General features: G+C 70.8%; 15 protein-coding genes and 1 tRNA gene. 7 read left to right on the top strand and 9 right to left on the bottom strand.

All coding sequences use genetic code 11. The features are described from left to right. Positions 1–29: 29 nt before the first annotated feature. The 6 genes from OG780_RS21570 (at position 30) to OG780_RS21595 (ending at position 4278) form a co-directional block, all read left to right on the top strand. On the top strand, positions 30–992 hold the full coding sequence (locus tag OG780_RS21570; protein WP_326790886.1) for an ABC transporter ATP-binding protein: 963 nt from the start codon (positions 30–32) through the stop codon (positions 990–992). Further along, the gene (locus OG780_RS21575; RefSeq protein ID WP_326786813.1) at positions 982–1887 is read left to right on the top strand and encodes an ABC transporter permease; all 906 of its coding nucleotides are present in this window, start codon (positions 982–984) and stop codon (positions 1885–1887) included. The genes OG780_RS21570 and OG780_RS21575 overlap by 11 nt, the downstream gene beginning before the upstream one ends. Further along, positions 1884–2795, top strand: coding sequence for an ABC transporter ATP-binding protein (locus tag OG780_RS21580; RefSeq protein WP_328450596.1), 912 nt, complete (start codon positions 1884–1886; stop codon positions 2793–2795). Before OG780_RS21575 ends, OG780_RS21580 begins: the two co-directional genes overlap by 4 nt. Before the next feature lie 10 nt (positions 2796–2805). Continuing rightward, the gene (locus tag OG780_RS21585) at positions 2806–3525 is read left to right on the top strand and encodes an ABC transporter permease (protein ID WP_328450598.1); all 720 of its coding nucleotides are present in this window, start codon (positions 2806–2808) and stop codon (positions 3523–3525) included. 129 nt (positions 3526–3654) lie between these two features. Next, on the top strand, positions 3655–3930 hold the full coding sequence (locus tag OG780_RS21590; protein WP_328450600.1) for an SGM_3592 family protein: 276 nt from the start codon (positions 3655–3657) through the stop codon (positions 3928–3930). Between the two features lie 261 nt (positions 3931–4191). Further along, positions 4192–4278: transfer RNA gene (locus OG780_RS21595), tRNA-Ser, on the top strand. Positions 4279–4405: 127 nt separating this feature from the next. On the opposite strand, the gene OG780_RS21600 is transcribed toward OG780_RS21595, so the two are convergent. The 9 genes from OG780_RS21600 to OG780_RS21640 form a co-directional block, all read right to left on the bottom strand. After that, a complete protein-coding gene (locus OG780_RS21600; protein WP_328450602.1) occupies positions 4406–5260 on the bottom strand; it encodes an HAD family hydrolase in 855 nt (284 codons plus the stop codon). After that, complete coding sequence (gene serS, locus OG780_RS21605) at positions 5257–6534, bottom strand: serine--tRNA ligase (RefSeq protein ID WP_328450604.1); 1278 nt, start codon at positions 6532–6534, stop codon at positions 5257–5259. The genes OG780_RS21600 and serS overlap by 4 nt, the downstream gene beginning before the upstream one ends. A gap of 571 nt (positions 6535–7105) precedes the next feature. Continuing rightward, entirely contained in the window at positions 7106–8041 is a 936-nt protein-coding gene (gene pheA, locus OG780_RS21610) for a prephenate dehydratase (RefSeq protein WP_328450606.1), read from the bottom strand. Between the two features lie 292 nt (positions 8042–8333). Further along, the gene (gene efeB, locus OG780_RS21615; RefSeq protein WP_328450608.1) at positions 8334–9653 is read right to left on the bottom strand and encodes an iron uptake transporter deferrochelatase/peroxidase subunit; all 1320 of its coding nucleotides are present in this window, start codon (positions 9651–9653) and stop codon (positions 8334–8336) included. Positions 9654–9661: 8 nt separating this feature from the next. Continuing rightward, complete coding sequence (locus OG780_RS21620) at positions 9662–11674, bottom strand: copper resistance CopC/CopD family protein (protein WP_328450610.1); 2013 nt, start codon at positions 11672–11674, stop codon at positions 9662–9664. A gap of 13 nt (positions 11675–11687) precedes the next feature. Beyond that, positions 11688–12173, bottom strand: coding sequence for a copper chaperone PCu(A)C (locus OG780_RS21625; RefSeq protein WP_443062189.1), 486 nt, complete (start codon positions 12171–12173; stop codon positions 11688–11690). Next, complete coding sequence (locus tag OG780_RS21630) at positions 12170–12832, bottom strand: SCO family protein (protein ID WP_328450611.1); 663 nt, start codon at positions 12830–12832, stop codon at positions 12170–12172. Before OG780_RS21630 ends, OG780_RS21625 begins: the two co-directional genes overlap by 4 nt. 164 nt (positions 12833–12996) lie before the next feature. Then, on the bottom strand, positions 12997–13731 hold the full coding sequence (locus OG780_RS21635; RefSeq protein WP_328450613.1) for a YcnI family copper-binding membrane protein: 735 nt from the start codon (positions 13729–13731) through the stop codon (positions 12997–12999). Positions 13732–13956: 225 nt separating this feature from the next. Then, a complete protein-coding gene (locus OG780_RS21640; protein WP_328450614.1) occupies positions 13957–14808 on the bottom strand; it encodes a hypothetical protein in 852 nt (283 codons plus the stop codon). 251 nt (positions 14809–15059) lie between these two features. Between OG780_RS21640 and OG780_RS21645 the strand changes: the two genes are divergently transcribed. Continuing rightward, positions 15060–15515, top strand: a complete 456-nt coding sequence (locus OG780_RS21645) for an ATP-binding protein (RefSeq protein ID WP_328450615.1) — start codon at positions 15060–15062, stop codon at positions 15513–15515. Positions 15516–15607: the final 92 nt, after the last annotated feature.

Here is a 15607-nt window from a genome sequence, read left to right on the forward strand (position 1 = left end):
GTCTGCGCCACTACCTTCGAATCGTGACTGTGATCGCGACCGAAAGCCTGAGCAAGCGGTACCCCCGGGTGACCGCTCTTGACCGGCTCTCCGTGGACGTCGGGCCCGGTGTGACCGGACTCGTCGGAGCCAACGGAGCCGGCAAGTCCACACTGATCAAGATTCTGCTGGGTCTGTCCCCCGCCACCGAGGGCCGCGCACACGTGCTCGGCCTCGACGTCGCCACCGAGGGCGCCGCCATCCGCGAGCGGGTCGGGTACATGCCCGAGCACGACTGCCTGCCGCCCGACGTCTCGGCCACCGAGTTCGTCGTCCACATGGCACGGATGTCCGGGCTGCCGCCGGCCGCGGCCCGCGAGCGCACCGCGGACACCCTGCGCCACGTCGGTCTGTACGAGGAGCGCTACCGCCCCATCGGCGGCTACTCGACGGGCATGAAGCAGCGCGTCAAACTCGCGCAGGCCCTCGTCCACGACCCCCAGCTGGTCTTCCTGGACGAACCGACCAACGGCCTGGACCCGGTCGGCCGCGACGACATGCTCGGACTGATCCGCCGCATCCACACGGACTTCGGCATCTCGGTCCTGGTCACCTCGCACCTCCTGGGCGAACTGGAACGCACCTGCGACCACGTCGTGGTCGTCGACGGCGGCAAGCTGCTGCGCTCCAGCTCCACCACGGACTTCACCAAGACCACCACCACCCTCGCCATCGAGGTCACCGACAGCGACCGACACCCGGACGGCACGGGCGCGGTCCGCGAGGTGCTCCACGCGCGCGGGATCGAGACCCACGACGGCGGCGGACTGCCGGGGGCCGGACACATCCTGCTGCTCACCACCGAGAGCGAGGACACCTACGACCTCGTCCGCGACGTGGTCGCCGACCTCGGCCTCGGGCTGGTCCGCATGGAACAGCGCAGACACCACATCGCCGAGGTCTTCACCGAGAGCGACGACCAGCGGAAGGAGGCGGTCGGCCATGGCGGTTGAGCACCCCCTCACCCAGCAGGGTGAGCAGACCCGTATCCACAACATCGGCTACCGCACCTACGACGGCCCGCGCCTGGGTCGCGCCTACGCCCGCCGCTCCCTCTACTCGCAGTCCCTGCGCGGCGCCTACGGACTCGGCCGCTCGGTCAAGTCCAAGGTCCTGCCGATGCTGCTCTTCGTGGTGATGTGCGTCCCCGCACTGATCATGGTGGCCGTCGCGGTCGCCACCAAGGCGAAGGACCTGCCCGTCGACTACACGCGCTACGCGGTGATCATGCAGGCGGTCATCGGCCTGTACGTCGCCTCGCAGGGCCCCCAGGCGGTCTCCCGGGACCTGCGTTTCAAGACCATCCCGCTGTACTTCTCCCGCCCCATCGAGACCGCCGACTACGTACGCGCCAAGTACGCGGCCCTGGCCTCGGCTCTGTTCATCCTCACGGCCGCCCCGCTGATCGTGCTCTATGTGGGCGCGCTGCTGGCCAAGCTCGACTTCTCCGACCAGAGCAAGGGCTTCGGACAGGGGCTGCTCTCCGTGGCGCTGCTCTCGCTGCTCTTCGCGGGTATCGGCCTGGTGATCTCGGCGATCACCCCGCGCCGCGGCTTCGGCATCGCGGCCGTCATCGCCGCCCTGACCATCTCCTACGGCGCGGTCTCCACCGTCCAGGCCATCGCCTTCGAGCGCTCCAGCAGCGGAGCCGTCCCGTGGCTCGGGCTCTTCTCGCCGATCACGCTCATCGACGGAGTGCAGACGGCCTTCCTCGGCGCCTCCTCCGCCTTCCCCGGCGAGGTGGGCCCCTCGTCCGGGCAGGGCGCCGTCTACCTCATCGTCGTCCTGGGTCTCATCGCGGGCTGCTACGGCCTTCTGATGCGCCGCTACCGAAAGGTCGGGCTGTGACCACGCTCAACATCGACCACGTCTCACGCTGGTTCGGCAACGTGGTGGCGGTCAACGACATCACGATGACGATCGGCCCCGGCGTCACCGGACTGCTCGGCCCGAACGGCGCCGGAAAGTCCACCCTCATCAACATGATGGGCGGCTTCCTCGCCCCCTCCACGGGCACCGTCACCCTCGACGGCCGGCCGACCTGGCGCAACGAGGACATCTACCGGCACATCGGCATCGTCCCCGAGCGCGAGGCGATGTACGACTTCCTCACCGGACGTGAATTCGTCCTCGCCAACTCCGAGCTGCACGGCCTCGGCGCGAAGGCCGCCGACCGGGCCCTCGCCACCGTCGAGATGCAGTACGCGCAGGACCGCAAGATCTCCACGTACTCCAAGGGCATGCGCCAGCGCGTGAAGATGGCGTCCGCGCTGGTCCACGACCCCTCGCTGCTGCTCCTCGACGAGCCGTTCAACGGCATGGACCCGCGCCAGCGCATGCAGCTCATGGATCTGCTGCGCCGCATGGGCGACGAGGGCCGCACCGTGCTGTTCTCGTCCCACATCCTCGAAGAGGTGGAGCAACTCGCCGCCCACATCGAGGTGATCGTCGCCGGACGGCACGCGGCGAGCGGTGACTTCCGGCGCATCCGCCGGCTGATGACCGACCGCCCGCACCGCTACCTGGTCCGCTCCAGCGACGACCGGGCCCTGGCCGCCGCACTCATCGCCGACCCGTCGACGTCCGGCATCGAAGTCGACCTCGCCGAAGGCGCGTTGCGCATCCAGGCCGTCGACTTCGGCCGGTTCACCACCCTGTTGCCGAAGGTCGCGCGCGAGCACGGCATCCGGCTGCTGACGGTGTCGCCGTCCGACGAGTCGCTGGAATCCGTCTTCTCGTATCTTGTCGCGGCGTAGGAGGCCGAAGATGTACGACCCCACAGTCGCCCGGCTCACTTACCGGGGCCTGCTCGGCCGCCGACGGGCCCTCATCCTCGGCGTCCTGCCCGTCCTGCTCATCGTGATCTCCCTGGCCGTCCGGAGTTTCTCCGGAGCCGACGACCAGGTGGCCTCGGACCTGCTCGGCGGGTTCGCCCTCGCCACGATGGTGCCGATCATCGGCGTCATCGCCGGCACGGGAGCGATCGGACCCGAGATCGACGACGGCTCGGTGGTGTATCTGCTGGCCAAGCCCCTGAAGCGGCCCACGATCATCTTCACCAAGCTGATCGTCGCGATCGCCGTCACCATGGCCTTCTCGGCGGTGCCGACCTTCATCGCGGGCATGATCCTCAACGGCAACGGCCAGCAGATCGCCGTCGCCTACACCGTGGCCGCCCTGGTCGCCTCGATCGCCTACGCCGCGATGTTCCTGCTCCTCGGGACCGTGACCCGGCACGCCGTGGTCTTCGGACTCGTCTACGCACTCGTCTGGGAAGCCCTGTTCGGGTCCCTGGTGTCCGGCGCGCGCACGCTCAGCGTCCAGCAGTGGGCGCTCGCGGTGGGCCACAAGGTGACCGGCGGCGACATCGTCACCTCGGACGTGAGCCTGCCGACCGCGACGGTCCTGCTGATCGTGGTCACCGTCCTCGCCACCTGGTACGCGGGGCAGCGGCTGCGGTCGCTGAAGCTGGTCGGCGAGGAGTGAGCGAGGGCTCCCCGCGCGCGGTGTTCCGGCACGGGCACGCGCGTGGGGAGCCCCCTTTTTTTGACAGCGGCTTCACCCCTGTCCGGGCACACTGGGCGAAACGGGGACGCACGGCCGGGAGGAACGGGGATGGCGACCGAGGAACCGGGAGGCGGCGGCCGGGAACAGGCCGGGAACGGCTCCGGTGACGAGCCGGGGGACACGGCGGGGGAGCCGTGGGACGACCTCGTCCTCGACGAGAACTTCGTACGGTCCGCGGAGACGACCGAACCGTCGGCCCGCGCGCGCATGCTCGCCGCCCGATGGCGTGAGTCGGGCCCCGATCCACAGCCCTGGCGCTCGGACGAGCCGCCCGCGGGGTGGTTCTTCAGCAAGGGGCGCCAGCGCAGATGGCGCCGCAAGTGAGCCCCCGGGGACGCGCGTTTTAATCAGTGGCGCACAAGTCGGCGTACGGGCACAGTGGTTGTGTTCACGCCGCCGCATCGAGCCGGCGTCACGGTCTGGGAGAGGAGCGCGACGATGTTCATCAGGAGCAGTTCGTCGAGCTCCCGACAGGGCAGCCCGCGGCGGGTTCCGGAGTAGTCACTACCTCCGTCGAACCCGCTCGCAGGGGGAGTTGCCCGGGGCGGCCGCTTCGAGCGCGCGTCACGCGCGGGCCGCCCACCCGGAGGATTGGCCGAGTGGAAAGGCACCGGCTTGCTAAGCCGTGGTCGGGGGTGAAACCCCGCGCGCGTTCGATCCGCGCATCCTCCGCAAGACGTTCTCATCCGACTGCCGACTGCCGACTGCCGACTGCCGACTGCCGACTGCCGACCGCCGACCGCAAGGCCGTCACGGCGAGGCCACCGGGATATGGCGGACCCGCTCGCGGTGACCGCCGCTACGGACGCGTCAGCAACCGCTCCAGCACGACCGCGATCCCGTCCTCCTCGTTTGAGGTCGTCACCTCGTCCGCGATCGCCTTGAGATCGGCGTGGGCGTTGGCCATGGCCACCCCGTGGGCGGCCCAGGCGAACATCGGGAGATCGTTCGGCATGTCGCCGAAGGCGATGGTGTCCGCGGCCTTGAGGCCCAGGCGCCGGGCCGCCAGGGACAGCCCCGTCGCCTTGGAGAGGCCGAGCGGGAGCAGTTCCACCACGCCCGGGCCCGCCATCGTGACACCGACGAGTCCGCCCGCGACCTTCACGGCCACGGCCGCGAGCTCGTCGTCGGAAAGCGCCGGATGCTGGACGTACACCTTGTTCAGAGGGGCCGACCACAGGTCCGCCGCGTCCTTGAGCGGGACGACCGGCAGCGCACCCTCCAGCCTGCGGTAGCCGGGGCCGACCAGCACGTCGCCGTCGAGCCCGTCGCGGCTCGCGGCCAGCAGCAGCGGTCCGACCTCCGCCTCGATCTTGGCGAGCGCCAGACCGGCCAGCTGCCGGTCCAGGGTCACCGAGGTGAGGAGCCGGTGCTCCCCCGCGTCGTAGACCTGCGCGCCCTGACCGCAGACCGCGAGACCCTGATAGCCGAGCTCGTCGAGGACGTGCCGCGTCCAGGGCACCGCGCGCCCGGTGACGACGATGTGGGCCGCGCCCGCTTCGGTCACCGCGGCGAGCGCGTCACGTGTGCGGGCCGAGACCGTCTCGTCGGAACGCAGCAGCGTCCCGTCGAGATCGGTCGCGACGAGCTTGTACGGGAACGCCCCAGGCGCCGTGGCCCCGGACGCTCCCGTCGAACCGGTGGTGCTGGTCACTTGGAGATCGGCTCCAGAACCTCACGGCCGCCCAGGTAGGGGCGCAGCACCTCGGGAACCCTCACCGAACCGTCGGCGAGCTGGTGGTTCTCCAGGATCGCGACGATCGTGCGCGGGACGGCGCACAGCGTGCCGTTCAGTGTGGCGAGCGGCTGGACCTTCTTGCCGTCGCGCATACGGACCGACAGGCGGCGGGCCTGGAAGCCGTTGCAGTTGGAGGCCGAGGTCAGCTCGCGGTACTTGCCCTGGGTCGGGATCCACGCCTCGCAGTCGAACTTGCGGGAGGCCGAGGAGCCCAGGTCGCCGCTGGCCACGTCGATCACCTGGAAGGGCAGTTCGAGGCCGGTCAGCCACTGCTTCTCCCATTCGAGGAGCCGCTGGTGCTCGTTCTCGGCGTCCGCGGGGTCGACGTACGAGAACATCTCGACCTTGTCGAACTGGTGTACGCGGAAGATGCCGCGGGTGTCCTTGCCGTACGTGCCGGCCTCGCGGCGGAAGCACGGCGAGAAGCCGGCGTAGCGCATCGGCAGCTTGTCGGCGTCGAGGATCTCGTCCATGTGGTAAGCGGCGAGAGGGACCTCGGAGGTGCCGACCAGGTAGTAGTCGTCCTTCTCCAGGTGGTACACGTTCTCCGCGGCCTGGCCGAGGAAACCGGTGCCCTCCATGGCGCGCGGGCGCACCAGGGCCGGGGTCAGCATCGGCGTGAAGCCGGCCTCGGTGGCCTGGGCGATCGCCGCGTTGACGAGGGCGAGCTCCAGGAGCGCGCCGACACCGGTCAGGTAGTAGAAGCGCGAGCCGGACACCTTGGCGCCGCGCTCGACGTCGATGGCGCCGAGAGCCTCGCCGAGTTCCAGGTGGTCCTTGGGCTCGAAGCCCTCGGCGGCGAAGTCGCGGATGGTCCCGTGCGTCTCCAGGACGACGAAGTCCTCCTCGCCGCCGACCGGGACGTCGGGGTGCACCAGGTTGCCGAGCTGGAGGAGGAGCCGCTTGGTCTCTTCGTCCGCGTCGTTCTGCTCGGCCTCGGCGGCCTTGACGTCGGTCTTGAGCTGCTCGGCCTTCTTCAGCAGCTCGGCGCGCTCGTCCGGGGTGGCCTTGGGGATCAGTTTGCCGAGCGACTTCTGCTCGGAACGCAGCTCGTCGAAGCGGACGCCGGACGACCTGCGCCGCTCGTCGGCGGAGAGGAGGGAGTCGACGAGCGCGACATCCTCTCCACGGGCGCGCTGGGAGGCGCGAACACGGTCGGGGTCCTCACGGAGCAGGCGAAGGTCAATCACCCCTCAAGGCTACCGGTGCGGACTTCCGGCCAACGACCCGATATTCCAGAGCGGGACCGCTGTCACGGTATGAGTGAAATGCCGGATCGCATCTCTTGATCATCGAGCGACGTCAAGGAAAAGGGGCCTACTCCCCGGAACGGGGCAGGCGGCGCTTCACCGGTTGACCGGATTTCCTTGCGGGGGGCGGCACTTGCGGAGCGGGTTGTCCACAGGGTGTGGCCCTCTCCGCCGGTTATCCACAGGGTGTGTGGAAGATCTGTGGATGTCGGAATAGATCATTCCGATACCTCTTCGGTGGCCGTGGAATTCCCGGTTCAAACCCTCCGTACAGCCACTTTCGGGTGTAAATGATTCGCTCCATCGGGTTGATCAATGGAAAAGGGTAGACGAAGAGGGACGTGCGAGGGTGTGGACGGACTTGGGTCGAGTAGCCGATTTGTCGATGATGTAGCGCTTCGTTGTCGACTTGTCCCCAGGTCGGTAAGCGTGCCTGTGGATAACCCTGTGGATGGCGAAAATCGGCAGGTGGGACCTGCGGGAAACGCTCGGACGGGTGTGGACCCGCCGTTCAGAACCGGCCGTCGGCGCAGCGCGCGAGCCAGTCCGAGGCCGCGGAGAACTCGTGGTCCGACGTTCCGGGCCGCAGCGGCCGTACGTCCTCCAGGGCGACGCCGGCCCGGGGATAGGAACCGAGAAAGCGCACCTGGGGACAGATCCGCTTGAGACCCATCAACGCCTCGCCCACCCGGCGGTCGGTGATGTGCCCCTCGGCGTCGACCGAGAAGCAGTAATTGCCGATTCCCTGGCCGGTCGGGCGGGACTCGATCCGCATCAGGTTGACTCCGCGCACGGCGAATTCCTGGAGCAGTTCGAGCAGCGCTCCGGGGTGGTCGTCGCCGAGCCAGATGACCACGGAGGTCTTGTCGGCGCCGGTCGGTGCGGCGGGCCGGGCCGGGCGGCCGACCAGCACGAAGCGGGTCTCGGCGTTCGCCGCGTCGTGGATCTCGGTCACCAGCGGTTCGAGGCCGTACGTGGCCGCGGCGAACTCGCCCGCGAAGGCCGCGTCGAAGCGGCCCTCCTGGACCAGCCGGGCGCCGTCCGCGTTCGAGGCCGCCGACTCCCAGACGGCGTCCGGCAGATGCGCGGCGAGCCAGTTGCGTACCTGCGGCTGAGCCACCGGGTGTCCGGTGACCGTCTTGACGTCCTTCAGCGCCGTGCCGGGCCTGACCAGCAGGGCGAAGGCGATCGGCAGCACGACCTCGCGGTAGATCATCAGCTGGTCGCCCTTGGCCAGCTCGTCGAGGGTGGCGGTGACACCGCCCTCGACGGAGTTCTCGATCGGGACGAGGGCGCCCGCGGCCTGGCCACCGCGTACCGCGTCGAGCGCGGCCGGGACGGACACCATGGGAACCAGCTCCCGCGTCGCGGCCTCGGGAAGCGTGCGAAGGGCGGCCTCGGTGAACGTACCCTCGGGGCCGAGATAGGTGTAGCGCGTCGCCGACATACCGTCACCCTAATGGGCCGCGCCCGACCCGTCCGCCGCCCGCGGACCCCCGCCACCGGCCCGATACGGAGCCCGGTACCGCGGTACGGAACACGGTACGGAGCCCTGGGCCGCGTCCGCGCGGAGCCCGCTCCCGCGTCGGCCCGGAGCCCCCGCCCGGAGCCCGGTACGGAGCCCCGCCCCGAGTTGTCTGGAGCCCGGCCCCGCATCGGCCCCGAGCCCGTCAGGTACGGAGCGCCATAGGGTCCGTCGGCCGACGGGCCCTCGTGGAGTCCGCCACAGGACGGCCTCGTCACCCCTCCAGCAACCGCTGCCCCACGTACTCCCCCTCCGCCGCGCCGCCCGGCACCGCGAAGAGGCCGCTCGACTCGTGGCGGATGAACTCCGAGAGCGCGTCGCCGCGGTCGAGTTTGCGCTGGACGGGAACGAAACCACGCACCGGATCGGCCTGCCAGCACACGAAGAGCAGACCGGCGTCGGGCGTCCCCTCGGCATCGATGCCGTCATGGAAGGAGAACGGACGGCGCAGCATCGCGGCGCCTCCGTTCTGGTCGGGCCGGGTGATGCGCGCGTGCGCGTTGATCGGCACGACCAGGTTGCCGTCGGCGTCGGTCTTGTCCAGGTCCATCGCGGTGGACTCGGTGCCGCCGCTCAACGCCGCCCCCGTGGACTTCTTCCGCCCGATGACGTCCTCCTGGGCCTTGCCCGAGAGCTTCTCCCAGTCGTCGAGGAGCATGCGGATCCGGCGTACGACGGCGTAGGAGCCGTTCGCCATCCACTCCGGGGCGCCGGAGGCGGGGACGAAGATCCGTCCGTCGAAGTCGGGCTCGGAGGGCTTCGGATTGCGGGTGCCGTCGATCTGGCCCATCAGGTTGCGGGCGGTCATCGGCGCGGCGGTGGCGCCCGGCGAGCGGTTGAAGCCGTTCATCTGCCAGCGCACCCGCGCCGCGGCGCCCGCGTCCTTCTGGATCGCGCGCAGGGCGTGGAAGGCGACGAGGGCGTCGTTCGCCCCGATCTGCACCCACAGGTCGCCGTCGCTGCGCGCCTTGTCGAGGTGGTCGGAGGAGAAGTCGGGCAGCGGGTCCAGGGCGACCGGCCGCTGCTTCTCCAGGCCCGTACGCGCGAAGAAGCTGTGTCCGAAGCCGAAGGTGACGGTGAGGGACGACGGGCCGGCGTCGCGCGCGACGTCCGTGTCCTCGTGGGCCGCGGCCTCGCCCGCCATCAGCCGCTGGGCCGTCACCGACCAGCGGCGCAGCAGGGCGGCGGCCTCCCTGCGGCCCGCGCCCGCCGTCAGGTCGAAGGCGACGAGGTGGCCGCGGGCCTGGAGGGCGGTGGTGATGCCCGGCTGATGTTTCCCGTGAAACATTGCCATGTCCGCGCCGACGGAGGTCAGCGGGACGGTCTTGGCGGGGGAGGGTGCCGCCGCGTACCCCACGGCTGCCCCCGCCGCTCCGAGGGTGAGCCCGGTGGCGCCGGCGGTACCGAGCAGCCGGCGCCGTGACATGACTCCCCGCGGGGCGTCGCCCGGCGACGCGGTGCCGGTGGACGCCTCGGGGGACGGGGCCTTTCGGGCGGAGGGGGCGGAGGTCCCCGGGGTGGACTGGTCAGCCATGGTCAGGTTCAGCCGATCTGCGCGTTCTTGTTCACGGTGGCCTGGTCGATGTCGGAGGTGCGCACGGTCACCGCGATCTTCCAGTCGCCCGCCATGGGGATCTGCACCCCGCTCGCCGCCCAGTGTCCGGTGGCGACCCGGTCGGGGGTCACGGGCAGCGGGCCGACGTTCTTCGCGGTGAGAGTGAAGGCGACCTTCACCTCGGGGACGTCGAAGGCCTTGCCGTTCGGCCGGAGCACGAAGACGTGCATCTGGTTGCCGCCGACACGGGCCGGGTCGAGGGTGACCTCCACCGTGCCCTTGCCGTCCTCGCCGCCCGTGTCGAACGGCATCTTCAGGGACAGCGGTCCGGAGCGCTGTGCGGCGGACGCGGTGGCCTGCCGGGCCGCCTCCGCCGTACGTCCCGGTTCGGTGGCCGTCAGCGCGGTCGTGACCGCGAGCAGGACGACCGCGACCCCCGCCTCGGCGAGCACCGAGCGCCGCAGGCCCGAGCGGTGCGGGTCGGCGTCACGGACCCGCTTGTCGCGCGTGGAGTCAACGGCGGCCTGCTGCCGGGCGAGCTGGGCGGCGCGTCGGGAGTCGGCGGGGACGGTGGCGGGCGTCCTCAGCTCGGAGCGCTGCTCCACGAGGACGGCGGCGGCCTCGGGGTCCGTCACCTCGGACAGCTGGGCGGTCCAGCGTCGCGAGATCCACGCGATGCCCACGAGGACGGCCACCAGACCGACCTTGACGAGCAGCAGCTGTCCGTACGACGTGTCGGTGAGCGCCGACCAGGAGCCGAGCTGGCGCCACGACTGGTAGATCCCGGTCGCGACCACCACGAGGACGGCGCCGAACGCGAGGCGGGAGAAGCGGCGGACGGTCGTCGCCTCGACGGGTGTCTGTGCCGGAGCCCGGAACAGGGCGACCACCAGCGTCGACAGACCGCCGAGCCAGACGGCGACGGCCAGCAGGTGCAGGACGTCGACGGGCATCGCGATACCCGGCTGGACGCCGGTGGAGGCGTGCTCGGCCATGGCCCAGGTCGCGGCGAGGCCGGCCGCGACGACCGAGCCGCCGACGGCGAGCCCGAAGGTGAGGTCGTTCTTCTCCGCGGCCAGGTGACCGGCCTCGGCGTCCGGGTCCTCTGTGTCCGTGGCAGGGGTGTCCGTGGCGCCGGCGTCCATGGCGCCGGTGTCCGTCTCCTCGGTCGGCTCTCCGCTCCCGGTGTTCGCTCCGGCCGTGCGTTCGTCCTCGTCGCGTCTGGCGTACGCGCCGAAGAGCACGGCGATGAACAGCGCCGCCGCGGCGAGCAGCAGCAGTCTCGACACCAGTGCCGCACCCGATTTGGTCTGCAGCACCTCGCCGAGCAGGGTCAGGTCGAAGATGTCGCCGGCCTTGCCGGACCCCACGTACGAACCGCGCAGGAGCAGCAGGGCGAGTGTGGAGGCGGTGAGCGTGAGCCAGCCGCAGACCACGAGCCGCTGTACCGGCCGGATGCCCGAGCCGCGCTGCCAGCAGGCCAGCACGAAGGCGGCTCCGCCGACGAGCAGGATGTATCCGGCGTACGACAAGTAGCGCGCGGCTCCGTAGAGGAAGCCCACCAGGCCGCCCCCCACCGCCTGGCCGGACAGCGCGACGGAGGTCTGCGAGGGAGCGCCGACGGAGAAGGTGAAGGCGCCCGAGACGGGGTGGCTGTCCGCGGACACCACTTGGTAGGTGACGGTGTACGTGCCATCGGGCAGCCCCGGGCGCAGCTTCAGGCCGTAGGTGTCGCCGCCCAGGTCGCTCGCGCCTCCGGCGTCGACCCGCCCGCCCTTGGGATCGAGCACCTGGAGCGATTCGTCGTTCAGCGAGACCTGTTCGGAGAAGGTGAGCGAGACCTGGGCGGGCGCCTTGTCGACCACCGATCCCTGCGTCGGGTTGCTCCCGGTCAGCGCGGCGTGCGCGGAGGCGGGCGCGGCGCCCTCCAGGAGCGCTCCGGTGACGGCGAGGAACAGCAGCAGGAGGGTCCTGAAGCGGGGGGCGATGGTCGATGTCACGGTGATGCCTCCCTCAGCGTCCGGTCTTCGGGGTGTATGTCGCGGGCTTCACCGGCATGGAGATCCTGACCGTGCCGGACTTGGCGAAGTGCAGTTCCACGGACACCTTCTCGCCCTGTCCGGGCTTGTGGGTGAGCTTTGCGAACATGAGGTGGTTGCCGCCGCTGGCGAAGTCCAGGGTGCCCTCGGCGGGTACGGCGAAGGACTTCTTCTCCTCCATCGCACCGTCCACGGTCGCGTGCATCGTCACGTCGTCCGAGAGATCGCTGGTGACCGAGGTGAGTGTGTCGGCGCCGCCGGCGTTGGTGACGGTGAAGAAGCCCGCCGCCATGGTGTCCATGCTCGGGGCGGGCATGTAGGCGCCGGTGACCTTGAGTTCGGGGCCGGCCGGGGACGACGAGGAGTCGCCCGAGCCGCAGCCCGCCAGGGTCCCGGTGGCGGTCAGGACGAGGGAGCAGGCGGTGAGGAGTCCCGCGCGGCGGCCCGTACGGCGGCTCACGGGGTCTTCCCCTCGGCGATCTTGGGCAGGTCCTTGATGTAGTCGTCTACGGTGGCGCTCTCGCCGTACAGCACATAGCCCGCGTCGGTCTTCGGCGAGAAGGCGATGACCTGGGTGCCGTGCACGGAGACGCTCTTGCCGTTCTTGTCCTCGGTCGTCGGCTCGATGGTGATGCCGAGGCGGCGGGCGCCGGCCTGGATCGTGGCGAAGTCGCCGGTCAGGCCGATGAAATCGGGGTCGATGCCCTTGAGCCAGGTGCCGAGCGCGGCAGGTGTGTCGCGAGCCGGGTCGGTGGTGACGAACACGACGCGCAGCTTGTCCTGTTCGGCCTTAGGGAGCTGCTTCTTGGCGACGGCGAGGTTGTTCATCGTCAGGGGGCAGACGTCGGGGCAGTGGGTGTAGCCGAAGTAGACGAGCGTGGGACGGCCCTTGGTCTCCGCGCGCAGGTCGTACTTCTTGCCGGCCGTGTCGGTGAGCACGAGGTCCGGCTTCTCGAACGGGTTGTCCAGGACCGTCGCGGCCTTGGTGGAGCCGGCCTCGGCGGACACGGCGGCGACCGGGCCGTTGCCGGCGTCGCTGTCGTCGCCACTGCCGCAGGCGGACAGGGTCAGAGCGGCGGCGGCGAACAGGGCGGCCATCGCGTACGTCTTCTTGCGCATAGAAAAATGTCCCAGATGTGAGCGCTCCGGTGGGCACCGGGGGTCGGACGAGGCGGCGGGGCCGGGACGGGCGCGGCCGGAAGCCGGTCCGCGGAGCCGCGTCCGCGACCCTCCGATGCCCACCAGGAGCGTGTGTCTCAGTGCCTCAGGTGTGTGCCGGCACCTCAGGCGTTCGTACGCCGCCGGCCGGCCAGAACGCCGTACGCCACGCCCGCCAGGCCGACGAGGATGCCCACGCCGCCGAGTACGCGCGCGGTGGTGTCGCTGCTGTCCGTGGCGGAGGCCGCCTCGTCGGTGTGCTCGGCGGTCTCCTCCGTGTGGGAGGCGTCCTCCGCGGCGGCGGAGCCGTGATGGCCCCCCTCGGCGGCGGCCGTGAGCGCGAGCGTCGGAGCCGGGTGCTCGGGCTCCTCCGCACCCTCCTTCTGCGGCTCGATCCAGCGCACGACCTCCTTGTCGGAGTACGTCTGGATCGCCTTGAAGACGAGGGTGTCGGTGTCCTCGGGCAGCGCGCCGACGGAGAGCGGGAACTTCTGGAAGAAGCCCGGCTCGATGCCCTTGCCGTCGGCGGTCCAGGTGACCTTGGTGACGGCCTCGTCGATCTTCTCGCCGTGCGCGGTGACCGGCTTGTCGAGCTTGGACCTGGTGACCTTCACGGTCCAGCCGTCGAGCCGCTGCGGCATGACGGAGGCCAGCGGGTGGTCGGCCGGGAGGTTCACCTCGACCTGGGTGGTCGAGGCGTTGTCGCGCTCGTTGGGCACCTTGAAGTTCACGACGGTGTAGCCGCCCTTGGCGGCCGCGCCCTCGGGCTGCACGGTGACGTGCGCGAACGCGGGGGCGGAGAGGGCGAGGACGGCGGTGGCGGCGGTGGTGCCGACGACGGCGAGACGAGAAGCCTTCATGGAAGGAGACACTCCACATTCAGTCCGGTGACAAAGGGGACGCGCGTGCGCCTCGGTGTCCCGTGGAAGGGGCGAGAGCGGCACCCCGGGAGACCCGGGGGCACGCGCGCGTGCGGCACGACCGCGTCCCCTTCGAGAAGGTCCGTGAACCCCGTGCGGCCGGTGGAGTCGAGGACTCCGGGGACCGGGGGAATTCCGTGGATTTCCGTGAAGCGGCGCGTCGTGTCAGGCGACGAGGGTGAACGCGGTGGAGGCGGGGGGCCCGCGCCGGACGACGGTGTGCTGAAGAGCGGTCGTCCGTGGAGCGAGGGGCGCGAGCAGCGCGGTGTGAGGCGTGCGCGCGATCTCGGGCGCCCCCGGAAGTCCCGTACGCAGGGCCCGTACGAGGGTCAGGGCAGCCCGCAAGGAGCGTACGAGCGCCGCTTCCGTGACGCCCTGCGCCGACAGGCGCATGAGCCGCAGGAGGGCCAGGTCGCCATGGCGCAGCACCCATCCGGCGGCGACGGCCGCGAGCACGTGGCCGAGCAGCATCGGCAGGGAGGGCAGCACCGGCATCGGGGTCCCCGCGGCGGTGGGCACGGCGTCCGAGGCGTGGTGCATGGACGACGTCATGCCGGTCATGCCGGTCATACCCGTGTCGATCCGCGCGTCGGCGAGGATCCTCATGGCCTGCGCGGGGCTGATCGCCGCCGCGGCCGTCCCGCACACCAGGCGGGCGGCGCGCGCCACGAGCGTGGCGTCGGACATCGGCATCCCGGGCGCCATCGCGCCCATGGACGACCCGGCGCCTGTCGTACCGGTCCGCAGGCCGAGTCCGAAGAGGGTGTGCAGCACCGTCTGGCCGAGCGCGAGAAGTGCCACGATGCCCGGCAGCGCGCGTTCGCGGCCCGCCAGCGCCGCGGCGACCGCGAAGACCGCGAGGAAGCCGGCACCCAGCGTCCACAAGGGGACCGTGGCGCAGGAGGCGATCCCGTGACCGGCCGCGGCCAGCACGACGCAGACCGCGGCGAACACCGCGGCCCTCAGGGTCCGGAGGCCTGCTCCGGAACGCGCCGAACGCTGGTGGGGGGCAGTCATGGCGGGCTCATCATCGCACTGGGCCCCGACGCCCCGTACGGCAGGTCCGATTGATGGCTTGTGACCGGTCCGTCCGCCGGACGGCGGACGGCCGAAGGGCCGTCGTCCGGCGCCGGATCGCTCGCGCATACACCGCTGCCTCATGTGAGCGCGTCGGCTGTATGGGCGATATCACGTCGCGTATGCGATTGCGCACGGATGGTTGCGGCAATACGTAACGGTATGTCGAGCCGCGGCCGGGAGGCTGGAGCATGAGCATCTGGTGGTCACTCCATCTGCGGCGCGAGGCTGCGAGTGTTCCGCTCGCCAGACGCCTGTTGCTCGGCACGATGGAGAGCGCGGGGGTCGACCCGGACATCTCGTACGACCTCTCCGTCGCTCTCACCGAGGCCTGCGCCAACGCCGTCGAACACGGCGGGGACCACGTGCGGGGTTCTTCCTGCGAGGCGTACCGCGTGACGGCCTACCTCGACGGTGACCAGTTCCGCATCGAAGTCGCCGATTTCGGCCCGGGTTTTCCGGCCGGGAACGCCCGCGCCCTGCTCCGCCAGGCCGGCGAGGACGCGGAGCACGGCCGGGGGCTGTGCCTGATCCGCGAGCTCGCCGACCACGTCCACATCGGCAACAGGCCGGGGCGCGGCGGTGCGGTGGTGAGCTTCGACAAGATCCTCAAGTGGAAGACGGCCCCCTCGCTGCTGCCCGCCTGACGGCGCCGACGTCCGTGCCTGACGACGCCTGACGGCGCCGACGTCCGTGCCTGACGACGCCTGACGGCGCCGACGTCCGTGCCGGAGGCAAT

It is taken from the genome of Streptomyces sp. NBC_00386 (genome assembly GCF_036063235.1).
Lineage (GTDB): Bacteria > Actinomycetota > Actinomycetes > Streptomycetales > Streptomycetaceae > Streptomyces.